The sequence below is a fragment of the Kitasatospora sp. NPDC059673 genome (assembly GCF_042734215.1).
Lineage (GTDB): Bacteria > Actinomycetota > Actinomycetes > Streptomycetales > Streptomycetaceae > Kitasatospora.
Genome location: NZ_JBHWEN010000014.1, coordinates 187,982 through 204,802 on the forward strand (window position 1 = coordinate 187,982; position 16,821 = coordinate 204,802).

The following is a 16,821-nucleotide window of genomic DNA, read 5'->3' on the forward strand; positions in this document are numbered from 1 at the left end:
ATGTGATTAGACGGCCATGTGATCGAATTCGCCGTTACGTGCCCCGTCGAGGTAGGCCGCGATCTCCTGCACGCTGAAGATCAGCGCCGGACCCGACGGGTCCAGGCTGTGCCGGACGGCGACCCGGCCGTCGTCCATCTTGCGCATCTCCACGCACTGGCCGACGTTCGAGCTGCGCCGGGCCTTCACCCAGGGCGTCTTCGCCTCGATCAGGTCTGCCGCCATGCCGTTGGTGTACTCGCTCATACCAAGCACCTCCTGTTGATGAGTTCGCCGACGGAGCCCCTTCGGCTGGCCGAGGGGCTCCGCTGAGCGGCCTGCGCAATCCCGCGCGAAATTGCGCGGCTTGGGCGAGACGAAATGATTCACGCCGGGTGGCGCGGCGCGCCATTCCCTGATGGGGTGAATTGTGGCGGGATCTGAACACTTGTTATCAGAGCCTGATCGAATCAACTGTGCAATGGCGGGGCGATCGATCGAGCTGGAACCGGAACGGGAAACGGCGGGTGCCGGCCGCCGACGGCCGGCCGGATCGTCACACCCGTGCCACAACGGCGCCGCACCGGCTCCCCAGCGGGGCCCGACCGTGGGACGCTGGAGGCATGAAGGTGGTCAACTTCCTGCTCAACGTCATCTGGCTGCTGTTCTGTGGCCTGTGGATGGCGATCGGGTACGCCCTCGCCGGGATCATCTGCTTCGTCCTGATCGTCACGATCCCGTTCGGCATCGCAGCCTTCCGGCTGGCCGGCTTCATGCTGTGGCCGTTCGGCCGGACCACCGTGGTGCGGGCCGATGCCGGGGCGCCGTCCTGCGTGGGGAACGTGATCTGGCTGGTGTTCGCCGGATGGTGGCTGGCGCTCGGTCACATCGTCACCTCGATCCCGCTGTTCCTGTCGATCATCGGCATCCCGTTCGGCTGGGCGAACCTCAAGATGGTGCCGATCTCGCTCACCCCGCTCGGCCGCGAGGTGATCCGGACCGAGGACGGCTTCGGCGCCCGCTGACCGTGCTGACCGCGCCGACCGCGCCGACCGGAAAGCGGTTGGCAGCCGGTCCGGGGCCGGGGTAGAACCGTCCGGTCGCGGAAGGCTGTGGAGACGGGAGGAACGGGCGGGTGGCGGACAGCGAGATCCTGGCCGGCGGCGTCAACCAGGTGGAGCGGGTCGGTGAGCGGGTGTTGCGGCCGACCGAGTCGTGGTCGCCGGCCGTGCACGGGCTGCTGGGGCACCTGCGGGCGAGCGGGTTCACCGCGGCGCCCCGGTTCCACGGGCTGACGGCGGACGGGCGGGAGATCCTCGACTTCCTGCCCGGCGAGGTCTCCGACTACCCGGCCACGCCCGCCGCCGCCTCCCGCACCGCGCTGCTCACCGCGGCCCGGGTGCTGCGCGCCTACCACGACGCCACCGCCGGATACTCGGCCGACGGCTGGATGCTGCCCGCCCGCGAGCCCGCCGAGGTGATCTGCCACGGCGACTACGCCCCGCACAACTGCGTGCTGGACGGCGAACGGGTGGTCGGCGTCATCGACTTCGACACCGCGCATCCCGGCCCCCGGCTGTGGGACGTCGCGTACGCGGTCTATCGCTGGGCCCCCACCACCGCGCCCGGGAACGCCGACGGCTTCGGCACGCCGGACGAACAGGCCGCCCGCGTACGGGAGTTCTGCGAGGCGTACGGGCTGGACGCGGTCGGCCGGGCCGGGCTGGTGGACGCCGTCGCGGCCCGGCTGCACGCGCTGGTCGACCACATGCGGGCCGAGGCCGCCGCCGGCAGCGCCGCGTTCGCCTCGCACCTGGCCGACGGGCACCACCTGATGTACCTGTCGGACGCCGCGTACGTGGTGCGCGAGCGCGCCCGATTCGAGCGGGCGCTACATGGCGCTTGACCCCTCCAGGTGTTCGCGCAGGGTGCGGAACTCGGCGGCGATCCCGTCCAGCGTGTAGTGCGCGTTCAGTCCGCTCGGGTTCGGCAGCAGCCAGACCTCGGTGTCGCCGATGGTCTCCGGCTGCCGGCCGACCGCCGCCTTCGGGCGGCCGAACGCGGCCCGGTACGCGCCGATGCCGAGCACCGCCAGCGCGCGCGGCCGCAGGCGGAGCACCCGTTCGACCAGCGCCTCGCCGCCCGCCCGGTACTCCTCGGCGGTCAGTTCGGCGGCCTTCGCGGTGGTCCGGGCCACGACGTTGGTGATGCCCAGCCCGAGCGCGAGCAGCTCGTCCTGCTCCTCGGGCCCCAACTGCCGAGGGGTGAAGCCGGACCGGTGCAGGGCCGGCCAGAAGCGGTTGCCGGGGCGGGCGAAGTGGTGGCCGGTGGCGCCCGACCACAGGCCCGGGTTGATGCCGCAGAACAGCACCCGCAGGTCCGGCGCGGACACATCGGGGATGGTGGTGTCCTGGGCGGCGGCGAGCTGCTCGGCGGTCGGGCGGGGCGGGGGAGTGCGAGTCACCCGGACCACTCTGCCGCAGCTCGTCGGTGGGCGAGGGTACTTGATCCGTTCATGTCCGGTTTATTGGATGGATAGCCAGTTCGATTGTTTTCCAGACCTGATGACTTTTCGGGCGGAGAATGGCGAGGTGCCATACGAACTGAACGCCCTGATCGCCACCGATGAGCTGATCACCGTCGTGGCGGCCGAGCTCCCGATCGCGCGGGTCGCCCGCCTGCCCCACGGGCTGGCGGTCATCCCGATGACGGACGAACTCCACCATGCGCTCCAGCAGCCGTCCAACGCGCCCGACTACGACTTCAAGCGATTCCCGTCCGGATTCGCGCGGCGGATCGCCGGCTGGTCCAAGGCCGCGCCGATCGCCTACACAGAGATCGACGCCGAACACCCCACCGGCCGGCGCGCCGCCCTCTGGTACGACGGCCACATCACCCTCGGCCCGCTCACCTCCGCCGACGGCGCCCCGCTCGCCCGGATCCTCCACGGCCTCGGCGCGCCCGCCACCGCGCTGCCCGAACTCACCGACGCCCTCGACGCCCTCTGCCGCACCGCGCCCGAGAGCCCCGCCCCGCCCGGGAACTGACCCGGCATCCGGCCCCGCCCCGCCGTGAAGTGCCCGGCCGGGCGGCACCGCCCCGCCGTGACGCGCCGGGCCGGACGGCACCGCCCCGCCGTGCGGCGCCCGGCCGGACGCCGCGAGAATGATCACCGGCAATCGGGCGGACGGGGGCGGGCAAGGTGCGGATCAACGTGCTGGGACCGCTCCACGTGGTGCGCGACGACGGGCCGGCCCCCGGACTCGGCGGAACCCGGCTGCGGCTGCTGCTGATCCGGCTGTCCCTCGACCCCGGGCGGGTGGTCACCCGTGAACGCCTGGTCGACGACCTCTGGGGCGACACCCCGCCCGCCGAACCGGCCGGCGCCGTGCAGTCGCTGGTCTCCCGGCTGCGCCGCACCCTCGGCACGGACCGCACCGCCATCGGCTCGCACCCGCCGGATACCTGCTCGACCTGCCCCGCGGCCACGTCGACGCCTGGGACTTCGAACAGCGCGCCGCCACCGGCCGGGCCGCCCTCGCCGCAGGCGAACCCGCCCGCGCCGCCGATGAGCTGAGCCGCGCCCTGGAACTCTGGCGCGGCGCACCGTTCGCCGACGCCGAAGCCGCCGGATTCACCGCCGCCCCGGCCGCCCGGCTCACCGAACTGCGGCTCGCCGCCACCGAGGACCGCGCCGACGCCCTGCTCACCCTCGGCCGGGCCGACACCCTGCCCCGGCTGGTCGCCGAACTCACCGCACAGCGCGTCGCCCACCCGCTGCGTGAGCGGACCGCCGCACGCCTGATCCGCGCCCTGCACGCCAACGGCCAGGGCGCCGACGCCCTTGACGTGTTCGACCGCACCCGACAGGCGCTGGCCGAAGAACTCGGCACCGACCCGTCCAGCGAACTGCGCGACGCCCACCTGCACGTCCTGGCCGGCACCCGGCCGCCCGCCCCGCGCCCCGCCCCGGTGGGCCGCAGCGTGCTGCCCGGACCGCTCACCGCGCTGATCGGCCGCGACGCCGACCTGGCGGCCGTCCGGGACCGGCTGCGCCACTCCCGCCTGCTGACCCTCACCGGACCGGGCGGCGTCGGCAAGACCCGCCTCGCCCTGGCCGCCGCCACCGGCGCCCCCGCCGGAACGGACGTCCGGCTCGCCGAACTCGCCGGCGCCGAAGGCCCCGACGGGCCCGCCCGGGCCGTACTGGCCGCGTTGCGCCCCGCCGACGCCGGGGTGCTCACCGGCGGCCTCCCCCCCGGCGACCCGCTGGAGCGGATCGTCCGCGCCGTGGACGGCCGCGACGTCCTGCTCGTCCTCGACAACTGCGAACGCCTGATCGCGGACGCCGCCCGGCTCGCCCACCGCCTGCTCGCGGCCGCTCCCCGGCTCACCGTGCTCGCCACCAGCCGCGAACCCCTCGGCGTACCCGGCGAGACACTCTGGCCGGTGCCGCCGCTCGCCGTCCCCGAACCCGGCAGCACCCTGCGGCAGGCCCTCGCCCACCCCGCCGTCGCCCTCTTCGCCGAACGGGCCGCCGCGGCCCGCCCCGGATTCGCCCTCGACCGGGACACCGTCGCACCGGTGGTCCGGATCTGCCGGGAACTCGACGGCCTCCCGCTGGCCCTCGAACTTGCCGCCGCCCGGCTCCGCGCCCTCACCCCCGACCGGATCGCGGCCCGCCTGCACGACCGCCTCCGCCTGCTCGACCGCGGCCCGCGCACCGCCCCCGACCGGCACCGCACCCTGCGCGCCGTCATCGACTGGAGCTGGGACCTGCTCGACCCCGACGAACGCGTCCTGCTGCGCCGGCTCTCGGTCTTCGCCGCCGGCGCCGTCCTCCGTGACGCCCACACCGTCTGCGCCGCGCACTGGCCCGCCGGACCGGACCCCGACCCCACCGCCGTCGAGGACCTGCTGACCGCGCTCGCCGACAAGTCCCTGCTGGTGAGCACCACTTCGGAGACCGGGCCGGCGCGCTACCGCCTGCTGGAAACCGTCCGCGCCTACGCCGCCGAACGGCTCGCCGAGGCCGGCGAACACGACCGCACCGCCGACGCCCACCTGCGCTGCTTCCTCGACCTCGCCGAACACGCCGAACCCCTGCTGCGGACCGACCGCCAACTCGACCGACTGGCCCGGCTCGACGCCGAACAGGACAACCTCGACGCCGCACTCCGCCACGCCGTCACCGCCGGTCCGTCCGACCACGCCCTCCGACTGGCGGCCGCCCGCGCCTGGCCCTGGCTGATGCGCGGCCGCGCCCACGAAGCCGGCGAACGCACCGCGGCCGTGCTCGCCGCCCACGGCACCACCCCGCCGCCCGGCCTGGAACAGCAGCACGCCCGGTGCGTGATCCTCGCCCAACTCGCCGCCCCGCCACGCGAACCCGCCGCCCCGCTGACGCCCGAGGCGTTCGGCGCCGCCCTCGCCACCGCCCGGCACGCCGACCACCCCGTCACCCTCGCCGCCGCCCTGCTGCTCGCCGCCGCCGGCCCGCCGGACACGATCGCCGCAACCGCGCGGGAGTACTGCCGGCACCCCGACGCGTGGACCCGGTCCGCCGCCCAACTGGTGCTCGGACGCATCGAGTTGAGCGCCGGACGGATCGATCCCGCCGAGCGCTGCCTGCGCACCGCCGGGGACGGCTTCCGCACCCTCGGCGACCGCTGGGGCCACGCCATGGCCCTGGTCACGCTGGCCGCGCTGCTGGCCGTCACCGGTGCGGCCGAGGAAGCACTCGGCGCACTCGACGAGGCCGCACTCCTGGACGCCGCGACCGGCGGCCCCGGCGAAGCACCACTGACCCTGTTGCTGGCAGGCCGCCTCCGCACCCGCAACGGCGACCCGGCCGCCGCCCGGGCCGACCTCGAACGCGCCCGCACCGCCGCCGAACACGCCCGCGACCCGCACCTGGAAGCCGCCGCCGACTACGCACTCGGCGAACTCGCCCGCCGCACCGGCCACTTGACCACCGCCCTGGCCACCCAGCGGGCCACCCTGCAACGGCTCGAACAACTCCCCGCGACCGGCCCCACCCACCTCCACCTGCGTGCCCTCCTGCACACCAGCCTGGCCCGCACCCACCACCGCCTCGCCGACCCGGCCACCGCCGCCACCCTGCACCGCCGCGCACTCGAACCGGCCGCCACCAGCCAGGACCGCCCCGTCCGCGCCGACGTCCTGGAAGGCTGGGCCGAACACCACCTCGCCCTCGCCGACCCCACCCGCGCCACCACCACCCTCGCGGCCGCCTACGCGCTCCGCGGCGGCCACGACGCCGGCGACCCCGAACTCCGCACCGTCCTGGACGGCTGCGCCGCCGCCCTCGGGGACACCGCCTTCCGAGCCGCCTGGAACCACGGGCTGAACCTCACCGACCCGGAGGCAGCCGCGCTGGACGGCAGCTGACGGCGGACCGAGGACGGCCGGCGCGGGGCGAACGCCGCCGCACCGGCGGTTGGTCGCTGCCCGCCCACGGCCGCCCCAGCCTGCGCCCAGGTGCCGGCGCGACGGTTCGTCGTGCACCCCGTCCGACGGGCACTCAGCCCTGTTCGAACGGCCGCCGGTTCGGTGCGCACACCGTTCCCGCCGCCGGCAGGGTGCCGTCCACCAGGTAGCGGGCCTCGTACCGGGCCGCGCAGTCGCTCGGGTTGGCCAGCACGGTGTGGCCGAAGCCGTCCACCGTCAGCAGGACGGCCCGGGCGAGCGAACGGGCCATGGCGCGCGAACCCTGGTACGGCATCGCCGGGTCGCCGGTGTTCGCCACCACCAGGACCGGCCGGGCCGTCCGGCGGTCCCACGGGCCGTCGTACCGGTCACGGTCCTGGGCCGGCCAGCCGGTGCAGCGCTCGTCCGTCCAGGCGAACCACGGGCCGACCGCACCCGACCGGGCCCGGGCCAGTGCCGCCGTTTCCGCCGGGTCGGCGGTGGCCGACGGGCCGGCGCTGTCCGCGCACACCACCGCCAGTGCCTGGTCCGGCGACGGGTGGACGGCGGGCGGCAGCGGTCCGGCGGGTGCGTCGGTCGCTGCCCACAGTGTCTGCAGCAGCGTGCCGAGTTGCGTCCAGCCGGTGCCGGGAAGGCCGGGGACGGGTGTCGCGGCGTACAGCGAGAGGATCGTCGCCTCCACCGCCGCACCTTCGGTGAACGTGGTACCGCCGAGCGCCACCGGCCGGGCGCGCAGCCGCGCCAGCAGTTCGTCGTAGCGGGCCCGGGTGGCGGCGGCCGTCCCGGCGGAGAACGCGCACCCGGCGGGGCCGGCCTGGCCGCAGCCGTCGAGGAAGGCGTTCAGTACCCGGCCGGCGGCGACATCGCTGCGATTGCGCAGCAGCGGGCCCATGGTGGCGGCCTCCCCGGCGCGTCCGGTGGACCAGGCCACCGGGTCCGGGCCACTGTCCAGCACCATGGCGCGCACCCGGCCGGGGAACAGGTTGGCGTACGTCGCACCCAGGTAACTGCCGTACGAGGTGCCCAGGTAGTTGAGGTCCCGGTCGCCCACGGCGCGGCGGAGCAGGTCCAGGTCCCGCGCCGTGTTCGCGGTCGGCAGGTGCGACACCAGCGGCCGGGACGCGCACTGCCGGCCCAGCCGCCGGTACGCGTCCACCCAGGCCCGCTGCTGCTCCGGGCCCACCGGGTGGCCGACGGCGGTGCCGGCCAGCAGGGCCTGCTCGTCCGCCGGGTCGTCGAAGCACTGGACGGGCGCGCTGTTGCCGCTGCCGCGCGGGTCGAAGCTGACGATGTCGAAGCGCTCCCGCACTTCCTCCGGGAACCGGTCGAGCATCAGCGGCAGCGCCACCGTGCCTTGCACGGCAGGTCCGCCCGGGTTGTAGAACAGCGACCCGATCCGGTGCGCCGGATCGCCCGCCGGATGCCGGATGACGGCCAGGTCGATCCCGGCCCCGCGCGGATCCCGGTAGTCGACCGGCACCCTGGCGGTCGCGCACTCGAAGCCCTCCGCGCACGCCGTCCACGCCAGCCGCGGCACCGTCTCCGTCATCGTCTCCGCCACCGCCTCGGCCGGAGTCATCGTCCCCAGCAGCGCGGCCACAGCGGCCCCCGCCCCCAACCGCCACGCAACACGCCCACGACGAGCCATCCGAACGTCCTCCCTCCACAGGCCGACCGGTCGCCCGCGCCCCTCGGTCGCAGCGTCCCGCCCGGCACCCCGGACGCTCCCGCACCCCGCTGCCGGACCGCTGGCATTCCGCTGGCACGACGCCCGGTCGCGTCAGACCGCGGCGATCCGGTCCGCGAGCTCCCGGTAGCCGACCGGCTCGCCGCACAGCCGCTGCACGGCGGCCAGGCCCGCACTGGCGTGGCCGCCCTCCGCCACGTTCGCGCGGGAGGTCACGTAGAAGCTCCACTGGGCGACGTCCAACGGGTCGTACTCGGCGTGGCTGCGCGCGGTGTGCAGGGCGAACACGTAGACGTCGGCGTTGTACGTCGGCTCCCCGGCGGTGCCGCCCTCGGGGGTCCAGACCCGCCCGCAGAGCCGGGAGAACTGGATCCGCGACAGCTCCCGCTGCCCCCAGCCTGCAGATACGCGCTGGTCTTGACCTCGATCCGGAGCCCGCCCGGCGCCAGCACGTCGAAGCTCTCCCACTCCGCATTGCGCGCCGTCGCCCCGACCGCACGGTGCACCAGGAACTCCGCCAGCAGCCCCCGCGTGGTGTTGGTCCGCAGGTCGGGCATCGCGTACCGCCAGAAATCCAGCACCGAACCGGCATCGGCCCCCCGAAAGACCTCACCCCCACCGAGCGGCGCCAGCACCGCCGGAGTCAGCCACCCCCCAGGCCCCACCGACTCGTGCGTCATCTCCCCACCCTCCCACGGCAGTCGGCCCGGAAACGCCGGGAGGGCGCACCGTTCCCGATGCGCCCTCCCGTGCCGGAGTGCCGGCCGTACCGCCGTTGCGTCAGCGGTAGTTGACGAACTGCACGGGTGCTGCTCTGACCTGCGCGTTTGCGGCGATCACGGCGCTGACCTGGGAAAACTCTTGTATGGAGTTTTCACTGGTCAGCGCCGTTTTCCGCTCGCATGTGCCCCGGTGTGCCCTCGTTTCGCACGGTTCGGCAGCGCTATTCGCCAACCTGCCCCCCACGCCCGGGGTGGCGAGCTCAAGCGCAATCGGAGGTGCGGGCAGGGCCAGACGCTCTTTCGTGCGCCCCAGATGCCGCGGCGCGGAGCCCTGCCGTGGGAGCCACCCAGTCGCTCTGACCCTGGGCTTGCACGATCAGGTCGCTCAGGGCAGTGGCAGCGTCCAGCAGAGCCTCTGCGCGCAGCCGGGACACGTGAATGCGCTGCCCCTCCTTCTGGGCGCTGGACGGGACTCGGGCAAGGTACTTCTGGTCGACGATGCCGCCGTTGTGAACGAGGACGTGGCGAGCGGCCATGGCTTCGACAAGTCGGTCCCAGTTGTCGCCAATCGCTGCTGGCACGTCGATACCCAACTGGTCGCGGTAGAGCGCGGCTGCGTCATCTAGGCGTTGGAAGACATTGCCGCTCTTCTTCGCCTGCTTGAGCACCTGATCGGCATCGGCCACCCGGGCGGTGAAGACCTCCTTGAGGAGCGTCTCCAAGGCGGCGCATGTGTCCTTGACGGTGCTCTCGTAGATCGCCGTCAACGCCCCAGAAGCCTCCATCGCCGCGCGGGCTTCGGCCCCGAGGTCGTCCTGCAGGTGTTGGAGCGTACGGCGCTGGACATCCACGATCTCGCTGAACTGCTCAGCCGGAGCGAGCTTGCCGCATTCGGGGCAGAACAGCGCGATGCCGAAGACTGCCACGGTCTCCCCGCAACGGGAGCAATTCATTGTGCGCCGGGTCTTCTCCTGCTCGAACGTGTAGATGGGGCCCGTCGTCGGTGCTGGACCTGGCTTGAAGGTCAGGTATCGGGAACGGCGTGCTGTGTTTCCGAAGACCTTGCTCACCTCGTCGAAGGCGTGCTGAATCGCCGCTGCTTCGGCGGCCTCGGTTATGCGCCTTCGCGTGTCCGGGCTCAGAAAGGCGCTGCTGCCCTCTCGGTGCCCGCAATAGGGGCAGAAGCAGTTGGTCTCTTCTGCTCCCCCGAATCGAACTGCGATGGCGAACCGATGTTCGCTCTCCTGTGGGCAGACCAGCATCAGCAGGCCGTTCTCGTCCGTTGGCATGGTGACTCCGAAGCTGAAGTTGTCACCATCGCTGCCTTGGTAGCTCACACCTTGAGGGAGTCGATCTCGCCAGTCCATCCTTCGGGACCTCCCGTGCGCCGGGTCACCTGCTGCCGTGCAGCGAGCATCGCAGACGGCACCGACAAAATGCCACAGGTCTTGGCTGTATCCGTCAGAAGTTTGGCCGCTCTGCTCGCGTACCCTACGCCTGTGGTGCTTGGTCTGCTCTGCTGGTCTTTACGTGCCCCTGGGCGGCGCGGATGTTTTTCGATAGCCGCCGGGTTCTGCCGGGCGCCGGTTAGAGGTGATCTCCTGCACATCGTTCGGGGATGAGGACGTCGGTGATCAGGAGGTGCCCCCGGATGAAGCTGAAGTTGACGGCCAGCCGTTGGGCATAAGGAATTCACGAGGATCGCCTGAGATGCTCATGGTGTTCTCGGCGGGGGTGGGCATGTCGAGCCTATCGAGGGGAGCGTCCTTCGGATGGTGAAAGACGGCGCGGTGTGCGTTGAAGACCACCATCTGGTTGATGTGATTGGCGAGGAGGGCATTTGGAGAGACGTTATAGTCGTCGCCGGTGGAGCTGTTGTTGATTACTAGCGCTACCCTGCGGTCTAGTGGAATCACCAGGGCTTCAGCGGTGGCCAGACCCACTCCGTCGTAGGGTGAGCTGTTGGGGTGGCGCATAAGGACCACGGGATCGTCTGCGGTTATCAGTGATTTCTGCTCGAATCTAATCAAGCCCCATGGCCTGCTGAAAAAATGAGCTGCGGCGCGCGGCATCAGGTCGCCGATAAGGCGCAGGTGCTTATTCGGATGCTCGGATACTCTGTAGGAGTCGAAGTCCGTCATCTCGGCCCAGTGCTCGTTCACCTCCTCATCGGTCACCTTGCGGCCGTGAGCCTGCTCCAGTACCTTGCGGACCTGCGGCTTCCCGCCAACTGCAACCTGCAGCTTGAAAATGTGGTCGGCGATCTCGTTGCCCTGTTGCCGGATGCGTGGAACCCGAACGTGTTGGGCGGCGGCCCACAATGCAATGGCCTGGCGATTCTCATCCGTGGGAGGCCATTGCCCGTCGTCGACTACGGCGCGGAATGCGGAGGCCGCTGCGCCTTCGATCTGCCCGAGTGCATCCTCAATGGCATCGGTGAAGACGCCTTCATCAGTCTCAAGCAGGTAGAAGTTCTTGACTACAGAGGCGTCTTTGACGGAGACGGTGCTTCTCTCGTTGCCGGGCAAGGGGACGCGGATGATCTGACCGCGCTTGTCGGCGAACCGCGCAAGGTAGAACTTCGGCACGGTGTGGTGCCGTCGCTTCATAGGTGGCTTCTGGGGTGATCTTCCCACGCCTGCGACCATAGATCTTGATCGCTGCTCGTAGCGCGGGGTTTTTGTGGTTGGAACCAATTCGTGACGCCGGGCGGCCAAATTTGCGCTGTGCATGCCGAGGGCTGGGTGGCCAGGCACGCGCTGCCAAGGGCAAGGCGTGCGGGCGTGAACGGCCTTGATCGCATTCGCTAGTTGGCTGCAGCGACTACACCGTGCGGCCTGTCAGATTGCGGACCTATGGGCGAGTTGCTCCGTGCTCCAGGTAGACGGTCTCGGACTTCGTCCTGGCGGCGCAGGCGGCGTGGACGCGGCGGGCGAGGCGTGGGATGAGGAGTTCGTCGAGCTGGGCGGTGGTGTGGAAGGCGTACTCGCCGATCTCCACCTGGTTGACGGTGATGTGTGTGAGCTCGCCGACCGAGAGGATGCCTCCGTCGAAGACGAAGAGGAGCTTGTCGCCCTCGGTGGGGTGAGGCGCCCAGTCGGCGACGAGTAAGCGGCCGATCGGCGGGGTGATGCCGAGCTCCTCCTCGACCTCGCGGGCCGCGCCCTCGCTCGGGGTCTCTCCAGCGTGCAAGTAGCCGCCGGGAATCTCCCAGCCGGGCTTGTAGGTCGGCTTGGCGAGGAGGATGCGGTCGTCCTCGTCGAAGAAGAGTACCCCGGCGGTGGTGCGGGGCTGGGTAGCGGTCAGTTCGGACGCCAGTCGCGGATCACCGTTGGGAGTAGGCGAGTTGAGGAGCGCTTCTAGGTCGCCGTCGGGGCTGTCGGTGTGTCCGGGGTCGGGCTGGTGGATCGTCAGAGGGGACTCCTGGGGGTGCGTGGGGACGGAGGGCGGGACCGGACGGGGCCTGGTCTGGATCACAGAGAGGGGATCCGGGTGCCTCGCGGGACGGCGCCGAGCGAGGCACCCGGGGTGAGCGGAAGTGCCGGGATCAGATGCTGGCGGCGGGACCGTCGTCGTCCGGTTCGTCCGGACGGACCATCTTCATGACCGCGGTGAGGCGTTCGTCGGACAACGTGAGGCCCTGGGCGCGTACCGCGTTGCGGACGACGGACCGGCTCAGCCTCCCGGTGTCCGTCCACGCCCGGACGGCGATGCCGGCCAGATCCTCCAACGGCGCGCCCGCCGGCCGGCCGACGGCCCGAGGCTCCGGGGGCTGTCCGGCAATTCTGCTCGGCCCCTGGCCTGCGGCTTCTTGGGTGTCGGTGTGGGAGACCCTCGTGCGGGTTGCCGACGAGGCCCTGCGGAAGCAGTACGAGGGCGCGCTCAAGAGCTGGGAACGCCGTGGCCGGCCGACCGACGCGGAGCCGACGCTTCGTCAGGTGCCGGACGACGCCACGATGCACGACCTCCGGCACTTCTACGCCTCGGTGCTGATCAAGCACCGGGAGAGCGTCAAGACGGTGCAGAGGCGGCTCGGGCATGCCAAGCCGTCGATCACGCTCAACACCTACACGCACCTGTGGCCGGACGAGGAGGACTCAACGAGGGCGGCGACCGAGGCTGTCTTCAGCGCGATGCCCTCGAAGCGTCCGTCCCGTTCGGCCACGTAGCGCTCGGGTGCGCGGATGCTGTGCAGCGACCGGGGGCTGTGGTCCGCGCACTCGGCTGACCGCAGGCCCGGGCGCGCACCACCTCGTCCTACTGCCCGTTGTATCGGACGACGACGCCGTTCAGTTCCTTCGCGACCTGGTCGGCGAGCCCGTAGTCGCAGAGGCTGATCGACCAGTTCGCGGCCGTGGCCAGGGCGGCAGGTGCCCCGCGGAAGGCGACCGCGGTGCGAAGCGCCTTGTCCCGGTCGGTGTCGCTGCCGTAGAGCTGCAGGGTCGCACAGTTCGGAGTATGGCCGACCTTGCTTCCGGTTCGGCAGGTCAGCGAGCCGGCGGCTCCGGGTGCCCGCTCCTCGCAGCCGACGGCGGCGTCGAGGGCTGCGGCGAGCTGGTCGATGCTGTCGTAGCGGGGGGAGGTCGGGATCGACGGCAGCGGGTAGTCGGGGACTGTCAGCTCGTCGCCGGGTAGTACGACGCCGCCTAGGGCCTGGGCGATCTGCGGCGCGTAGGCGGGGTTGACGACGTTGATACGCCAGTTCCCGGCGGCGACGAAGGTCTGGTGGAACGCCGTGCGTCCTGCTGCGATCGCGTCCCCGATGTCGTCACGGGTGAAGCGGCCTGGGTCATAGACCTCGACGACGTACTCGAAGCTGTTGCTGTTTACGGTCGCTGTGCAGTCGATCTTCGATCCCCCGTTCAACGTGTTGCGCAGTGTGACGCGGCACGGGACGCCTGCCTTGTCGAGAGCATCCACGACGGCATCCGCATTCGCGAACTGAGGTGCGGTCGGCACGTTCGAGGGCATAGGGACGCGTGGCGGCGGCCCGCCGCTTCCACAGGAGGCCAGGGAAGCGGCGGACAGCAGCACGAGCAGCGGTCGGGTGAGGTGGGGTCGGCGCATCGGGCGCTCAACCTGCTGGCGGCACAGGGGCCGGACCGGGGCTCGGCGTCGGCACGCCGGGTGCTGGCGCGGGGGAGGCACCCGGTGACGGCAGAACCGGCGGGCGGGGTTGGTCCGGGGGCAGTGGCGCGGTGCCGCGCTCGCCGGTGCTCACTCCCGGACCGGCGTAGATGGGGTTCACGTTGACGTTCTGATCGTTGGGAGTCTGGGCTGCAAGCTCATCCAGGGCTTTGCGTCGCTCCGCCTCGGGCAGGTTGTTCCATGCGTCCGCGTCGCGCAGCGATTGCTGCAAACTGTCCCAGCTGTCCGAGCGGTCCTTGATGGCCGCGCCGCGGTGTGAACCGTCATCGCCGTACTGGGCGTTGGAGTCGCGCACCTGCGGCGTGTCAGCCGCGTACAGCAGGAACAGCTGCTTGTCGGTGCTGGCTCCGTGAGGGTTCTTCTGGAGCTGCTGCAGGTAGTAGGCGCTCAGCCGGACGTCCTCGCTCGGGTTCTCCTCGATGTACTTCGCGAGCTGGGAGTTGCTGAGTCCGGAGAGACCTGGAAATGCATTCGGGTTGTCCCTGATCACGCTCCGGGCGGTCGCGAGCTTGACGTGGGTGATGCCGAGCGACTTGTCCGGCTTGAGACTCTCCTCCGCGGACCAGTTGGCCACGCGCCCCGCGGTGGTCAGTGGTCCGTCCAGACCGGGTTCCTGGTTCTGGTACCACTGCTGCTCCTGCCACATGATGGCGAGCAGCAGGTTCGCGCTGATGCCGGTCTCGGCGGATGCCCGACGGGCCGCCTCGATCATCTCGGGTGGGACGTTGATCCGGTGTGGTCCGTTTTGGGTGCTCTGCAGCCGCATGGCGATCGCGAGGGCGCTGTTGCCGTCGCGATCGAGTGCTTCCTGGACTGTCTTGGAGCTCTCGACGGGGGCCAGTTGGGTCAGCGTTCGAAGCTCGTCGGCGGCTGCATTGTCCGCAGCGCTTGCGTCGCGCAGTGCCGCCGTGATCAGAGCCTGTGCCTGGTCGATCTGCTCGCCGAGGGCTGCGGCTCCGGCCGGACTGGTGATCACGGGGTCGGTGTAGACGGTGCCGTCCTGATTGACCTTCAGCTGGTGACCGTGCGCGAAGTCGAGCGCACCGTGCAGGGCTCGCTGGGCGTTCGACATCGCGGTGGCGAGCCGGTCGTAGACCTTGGCGAGATCGCGCATGGAGAGGGCCGCGGCCTCGTAGGCATCTGCATGCCGTGCGAAGCGGGTTCGGGCAGAGTCCCCAGCCGGGCTTAGCCATGCGCTGCCGAGAGTGCGGGCGACCTCTTCACGTGCGACTGCAGCAACGTTCTCGCAGTGCCTTGCCGTGGTCAGCGCGTCGTCGCAGGCCTTCTGCCAGAGTTGGGGCTGGGCTCGATCCAGATCGTCGAGTGTCAGCATCAGGCACCCCGCAGCCACTGGGCGTCGCGCCGATGCCTTGAGCGCTTCGGCCGCTGCTTCGACCTCGTCCGCTTCTTTGTGCAGACGGCCCCTCCAGGCAGTGACGCACTGGGAGTTGGCACCGGCCGCCTGCCATCCGAGATGTGCGCCGCCGGCTGTCTCCGCGTCGTCGAGCATGAATCCCCGGCGACTGTCCGAGCTGGCCTCGTGCATGGAGACAGCTACACGTCGGACGCTGTCCGGATCGACGTCGATGTTGGCTCGCAAGTCATCCCCCCATGGTGACTCATTGTCCAGCGATCTTGACGCTCCGTAGGGCGAGGCTGATTCGTCGATGGTTCCCGAGCATGGAGATCTCTGGCCTGAGAGCCGCGCGCCTTGGCGCTCGACCTACCAGGCGGTGGCCCTCGGTCGGCGTCGCCAGGGCTGGCGCTCGCCAGAGCGCGGAGGGCACACCGAGTGGCGCTGATTGACGCTGTCGTCAGCACGTGCCCTCGATGTGCCCTCCCGGGCCGAAAAGCTAGCGTTTCCGCAGGTCGGCGGAGTTTTCTAGCGGTAGTTGACGAACTGCAGCGCGAAGTCCAGGTCCTTGCCCTTCAGCAGGGCCTGCACCGACTGCAGGTCGTCGCGCGACTTCGAGCTGACCCGCAGCTCGTCGCCCTGGACCTGGGCCTTGACGCCCTTGGGGCCCTCGTCGCGGATGATCTTCGCCACCTTCTTGGCATCCTCGGTGGTGATGCCCTCCTTGATGTTGGCGAAGATCTTGTACTCCTTGCCGGACAGGTGCGGCTCCGCGGCGTCCAGCGCCTTCAGCGACAGTCCGCGCTTCACGAACTTGGTCTGCAGCACGTCCAGGATCGCCCGGACCCGCTCCTCGCCGTTGGCCTTCATCTCGATCTTCTCGCCGGACCGGCTGATCTCGGCGCCCACGTTCTTGAAGTCGAAGCGGGTGGCGATCTCGCGGGAGGTCTGGTTGATCGCGTTGTCGACCTCCTGCCACTCGACCTTCGAGACGATGTCGAAACTGGAGTCGGCCATGGGTGTTGGTCTCCTTGAACTACTGGCTGCACGGTCTGCGCCACCCGCCACCGGCGGGCGACGCCCCAGCCTATCCAGCCCCCCGCGCGCCCGCCCGCAACAGCTCGCCTCCCGACCTTGATCATCATGTGACGAAACGAGTGGCAGACCACCCCCCAACATCGGGTATCGTTTACGACGTCGAACGGGGCAGCGCCCCGCGAGACACCATCCCTGGCGGGTTGCCCGAGCGGCCAAAGGGAGCAGACTGTAAATCTGTCGCGCAAGCTACGCAGGTTCGAACCCTGCACCCGCCACTGGATAGTGAAACAGCCCCCGAGCTGCGGAAACGCAGACCGGGGGCTGTTTCGTTGCCCGGATCGGGAGGGCCTAGCTGTATTGACCCGCAGGGTTGTTGACGCGGGTGATCGGTGGTTGTCCTCCGAGTGCGGTGTGGCAGCGATGGTAGTTGTAGGTGTGGAGGA

General features: G+C 70.8%; 17 protein-coding genes and 1 tRNA gene. 7 read left to right on the forward strand and 11 right to left on the reverse strand.

Annotated features, from left to right (window positions below):
- Positions 1-6: 6 nt before the first annotated feature.
- On the reverse strand, positions 7-246 hold the full coding sequence (locus ACFV18_RS18695) for a DUF397 domain-containing protein (protein ID WP_380484452.1): 240 nt from the start codon (positions 244-246) through the stop codon (positions 7-9).
- Between the two features lie 356 nt (positions 247-602).
- Between ACFV18_RS18695 and ACFV18_RS18700 the strand changes: the two genes are divergently transcribed.
- Positions 603-1,004: a YccF domain-containing protein gene (locus tag ACFV18_RS18700; RefSeq protein ID WP_380484453.1), complete on the forward strand. Its 402-nt coding sequence runs from the start codon at positions 603-605 to the stop codon at positions 1,002-1,004.
- Between the two features lie 110 nt (positions 1,005-1,114).
- Positions 1,115-1,885: a phosphotransferase enzyme family protein gene (locus ACFV18_RS18705; protein ID WP_380484455.1), complete on the forward strand. Its 771-nt coding sequence runs from the start codon at positions 1,115-1,117 to the stop codon at positions 1,883-1,885.
- Here the strand turns inward: ACFV18_RS18705 and mug are convergent.
- Positions 1,871-2,443, reverse strand: coding sequence for a G/U mismatch-specific DNA glycosylase (gene mug / locus ACFV18_RS18710; RefSeq protein WP_380484457.1), 573 nt, complete (start codon positions 2,441-2,443; stop codon positions 1,871-1,873). The genes ACFV18_RS18705 and mug overlap by 15 nt on opposite strands.
- A 127-nt stretch (positions 2,444-2,570) precedes the next feature.
- Between mug and ACFV18_RS18715 the strand changes: the two genes are divergently transcribed.
- From ACFV18_RS18715 to ACFV18_RS18725, 3 genes are all read left to right on the forward strand, one after another.
- On the forward strand, positions 2,571-3,026 hold the full coding sequence (locus ACFV18_RS18715; RefSeq protein WP_380484459.1) for a hypothetical protein: 456 nt from the start codon (positions 2,571-2,573) through the stop codon (positions 3,024-3,026).
- Positions 3,027-3,193: 167 nt separating this feature from the next.
- The gene (locus tag ACFV18_RS18720) at positions 3,194-3,556 is read left to right on the forward strand and encodes a winged helix-turn-helix domain-containing protein (RefSeq protein ID WP_380484460.1); all 363 of its coding nucleotides are present in this window, start codon (positions 3,194-3,196) and stop codon (positions 3,554-3,556) included.
- On the forward strand, positions 3,454-6,390 hold the full coding sequence (locus ACFV18_RS18725) for an ATP-binding protein (protein WP_380484505.1): 2,937 nt from the start codon (positions 3,454-3,456) through the stop codon (positions 6,388-6,390). Before ACFV18_RS18720 ends, ACFV18_RS18725 begins: the two co-directional genes overlap by 103 nt.
- Positions 6,391-6,523: 133 nt before the next feature.
- Here the strand turns inward: ACFV18_RS18725 and ACFV18_RS18730 are convergent, their stop codons facing one another.
- From ACFV18_RS18730 to ACFV18_RS18755, 6 genes are all read right to left on the reverse strand, one after another.
- A complete protein-coding gene (locus tag ACFV18_RS18730; RefSeq protein WP_380484462.1) occupies positions 6,524-8,029 on the reverse strand; it encodes an alpha/beta hydrolase in 1,506 nt (501 codons plus the stop codon).
- A 180-nt stretch (positions 8,030-8,209) separates the two neighbouring features.
- Entirely contained in the window at positions 8,210-8,584 is a 375-nt protein-coding gene (locus ACFV18_RS18735) for a hypothetical protein (RefSeq protein WP_380484463.1), read from the reverse strand.
- A gap of 514 nt (positions 8,585-9,098) precedes the next feature.
- Positions 9,099-10,175 carry a hypothetical protein gene (locus ACFV18_RS18740; RefSeq protein ID WP_380484465.1) on the reverse strand — a complete coding sequence of 359 codons (1,077 nt, stop codon included), beginning with the start codon at positions 10,173-10,175 and terminating at the stop codon, positions 9,099-9,101.
- A gap of 297 nt (positions 10,176-10,472) precedes the next feature.
- Complete coding sequence (locus ACFV18_RS18745; protein WP_380484467.1) at positions 10,473-11,447, reverse strand: DUF4238 domain-containing protein; 975 nt, start codon at positions 11,445-11,447, stop codon at positions 10,473-10,475.
- A 244-nt stretch (positions 11,448-11,691) separates the two neighbouring features.
- Positions 11,692-12,315, reverse strand: a complete 624-nt coding sequence (locus ACFV18_RS18750) for an NUDIX domain-containing protein (protein ID WP_380484469.1) — start codon at positions 12,313-12,315, stop codon at positions 11,692-11,694.
- Positions 12,316-12,385: 70 nt separating this feature from the next.
- Positions 12,386-12,568: a hypothetical protein gene (locus ACFV18_RS18755; RefSeq protein WP_380484471.1), complete on the reverse strand. Its 183-nt coding sequence runs from the start codon at positions 12,566-12,568 to the stop codon at positions 12,386-12,388.
- Positions 12,569-12,674: 106 nt separating this feature from the next.
- Between ACFV18_RS18755 and ACFV18_RS18760 the strand changes: the two genes are divergently transcribed.
- Positions 12,675-13,007, forward strand: a complete 333-nt coding sequence (locus ACFV18_RS18760) for a tyrosine-type recombinase/integrase (protein ID WP_380484472.1) — start codon at positions 12,675-12,677, stop codon at positions 13,005-13,007.
- Between the two features lie 88 nt (positions 13,008-13,095).
- Here the strand turns inward: ACFV18_RS18760 and ACFV18_RS18765 are convergent, their stop codons facing one another.
- The 3 genes from ACFV18_RS18765 to ACFV18_RS18775 all read right to left on the reverse strand — a co-directional run bounded on the left by ACFV18_RS18765 (position 13,096) and on the right by ACFV18_RS18775 (position 16,357).
- Positions 13,096-13,797, reverse strand: a complete 702-nt coding sequence (locus ACFV18_RS18765; RefSeq protein ID WP_380484474.1) for a hypothetical protein — start codon at positions 13,795-13,797, stop codon at positions 13,096-13,098.
- Between the two features lie 115 nt (positions 13,798-13,912).
- On the reverse strand, positions 13,913-15,496 hold the full coding sequence (locus ACFV18_RS18770) for a hypothetical protein (RefSeq protein WP_380484476.1): 1,584 nt from the start codon (positions 15,494-15,496) through the stop codon (positions 13,913-13,915).
- Between the two features lie 372 nt (positions 15,497-15,868).
- Entirely contained in the window at positions 15,869-16,357 is a 489-nt protein-coding gene (locus ACFV18_RS18775; protein WP_380484478.1) for a YajQ family cyclic di-GMP-binding protein, read from the reverse strand.
- A gap of 215 nt (positions 16,358-16,572) precedes the next feature.
- On the opposite strand from ACFV18_RS18775, the gene ACFV18_RS18780 reads away from it, so the two are divergent.
- A tRNA-Tyr gene (locus ACFV18_RS18780) sits at positions 16,573-16,653 on the forward strand.
- Positions 16,654-16,821 lie beyond the last annotated feature (168 nt).

What these genes read in the sequence shown, in the direction of transcription:
- ACFV18_RS18775 (WP_380484478.1), bottom strand. Translation starts at nt 16,357, where the DNA reads ATGGCCGACTCCAGTTTCGACATCGTCTCGAAGGTCGAGTGGCAGGAG.
- ACFV18_RS18695 (WP_380484452.1), bottom strand. Translation starts at nt 246, where the DNA reads ATGAGCGAGTACACCAACGGCATGGCGGCAGACCTGATCGAGGCGAAG.
- ACFV18_RS18770 (WP_380484476.1), bottom strand. Translation starts at nt 15,496, where the DNA reads ATGCTCGACGACGCGGAGACAGCCGGCGGCGCACATCTCGGATGGCAG.
- ACFV18_RS18700 (WP_380484453.1), top strand. Translation starts at nt 603, where the DNA reads ATGAAGGTGGTCAACTTCCTGCTCAACGTCATCTGGCTGCTGTTCTGT.
- ACFV18_RS18745 (WP_380484467.1), bottom strand. Translation starts at nt 11,447, where the DNA reads ATGAAGCGACGGCACCACACCGTGCCGAAGTTCTACCTTGCGCGGTTC.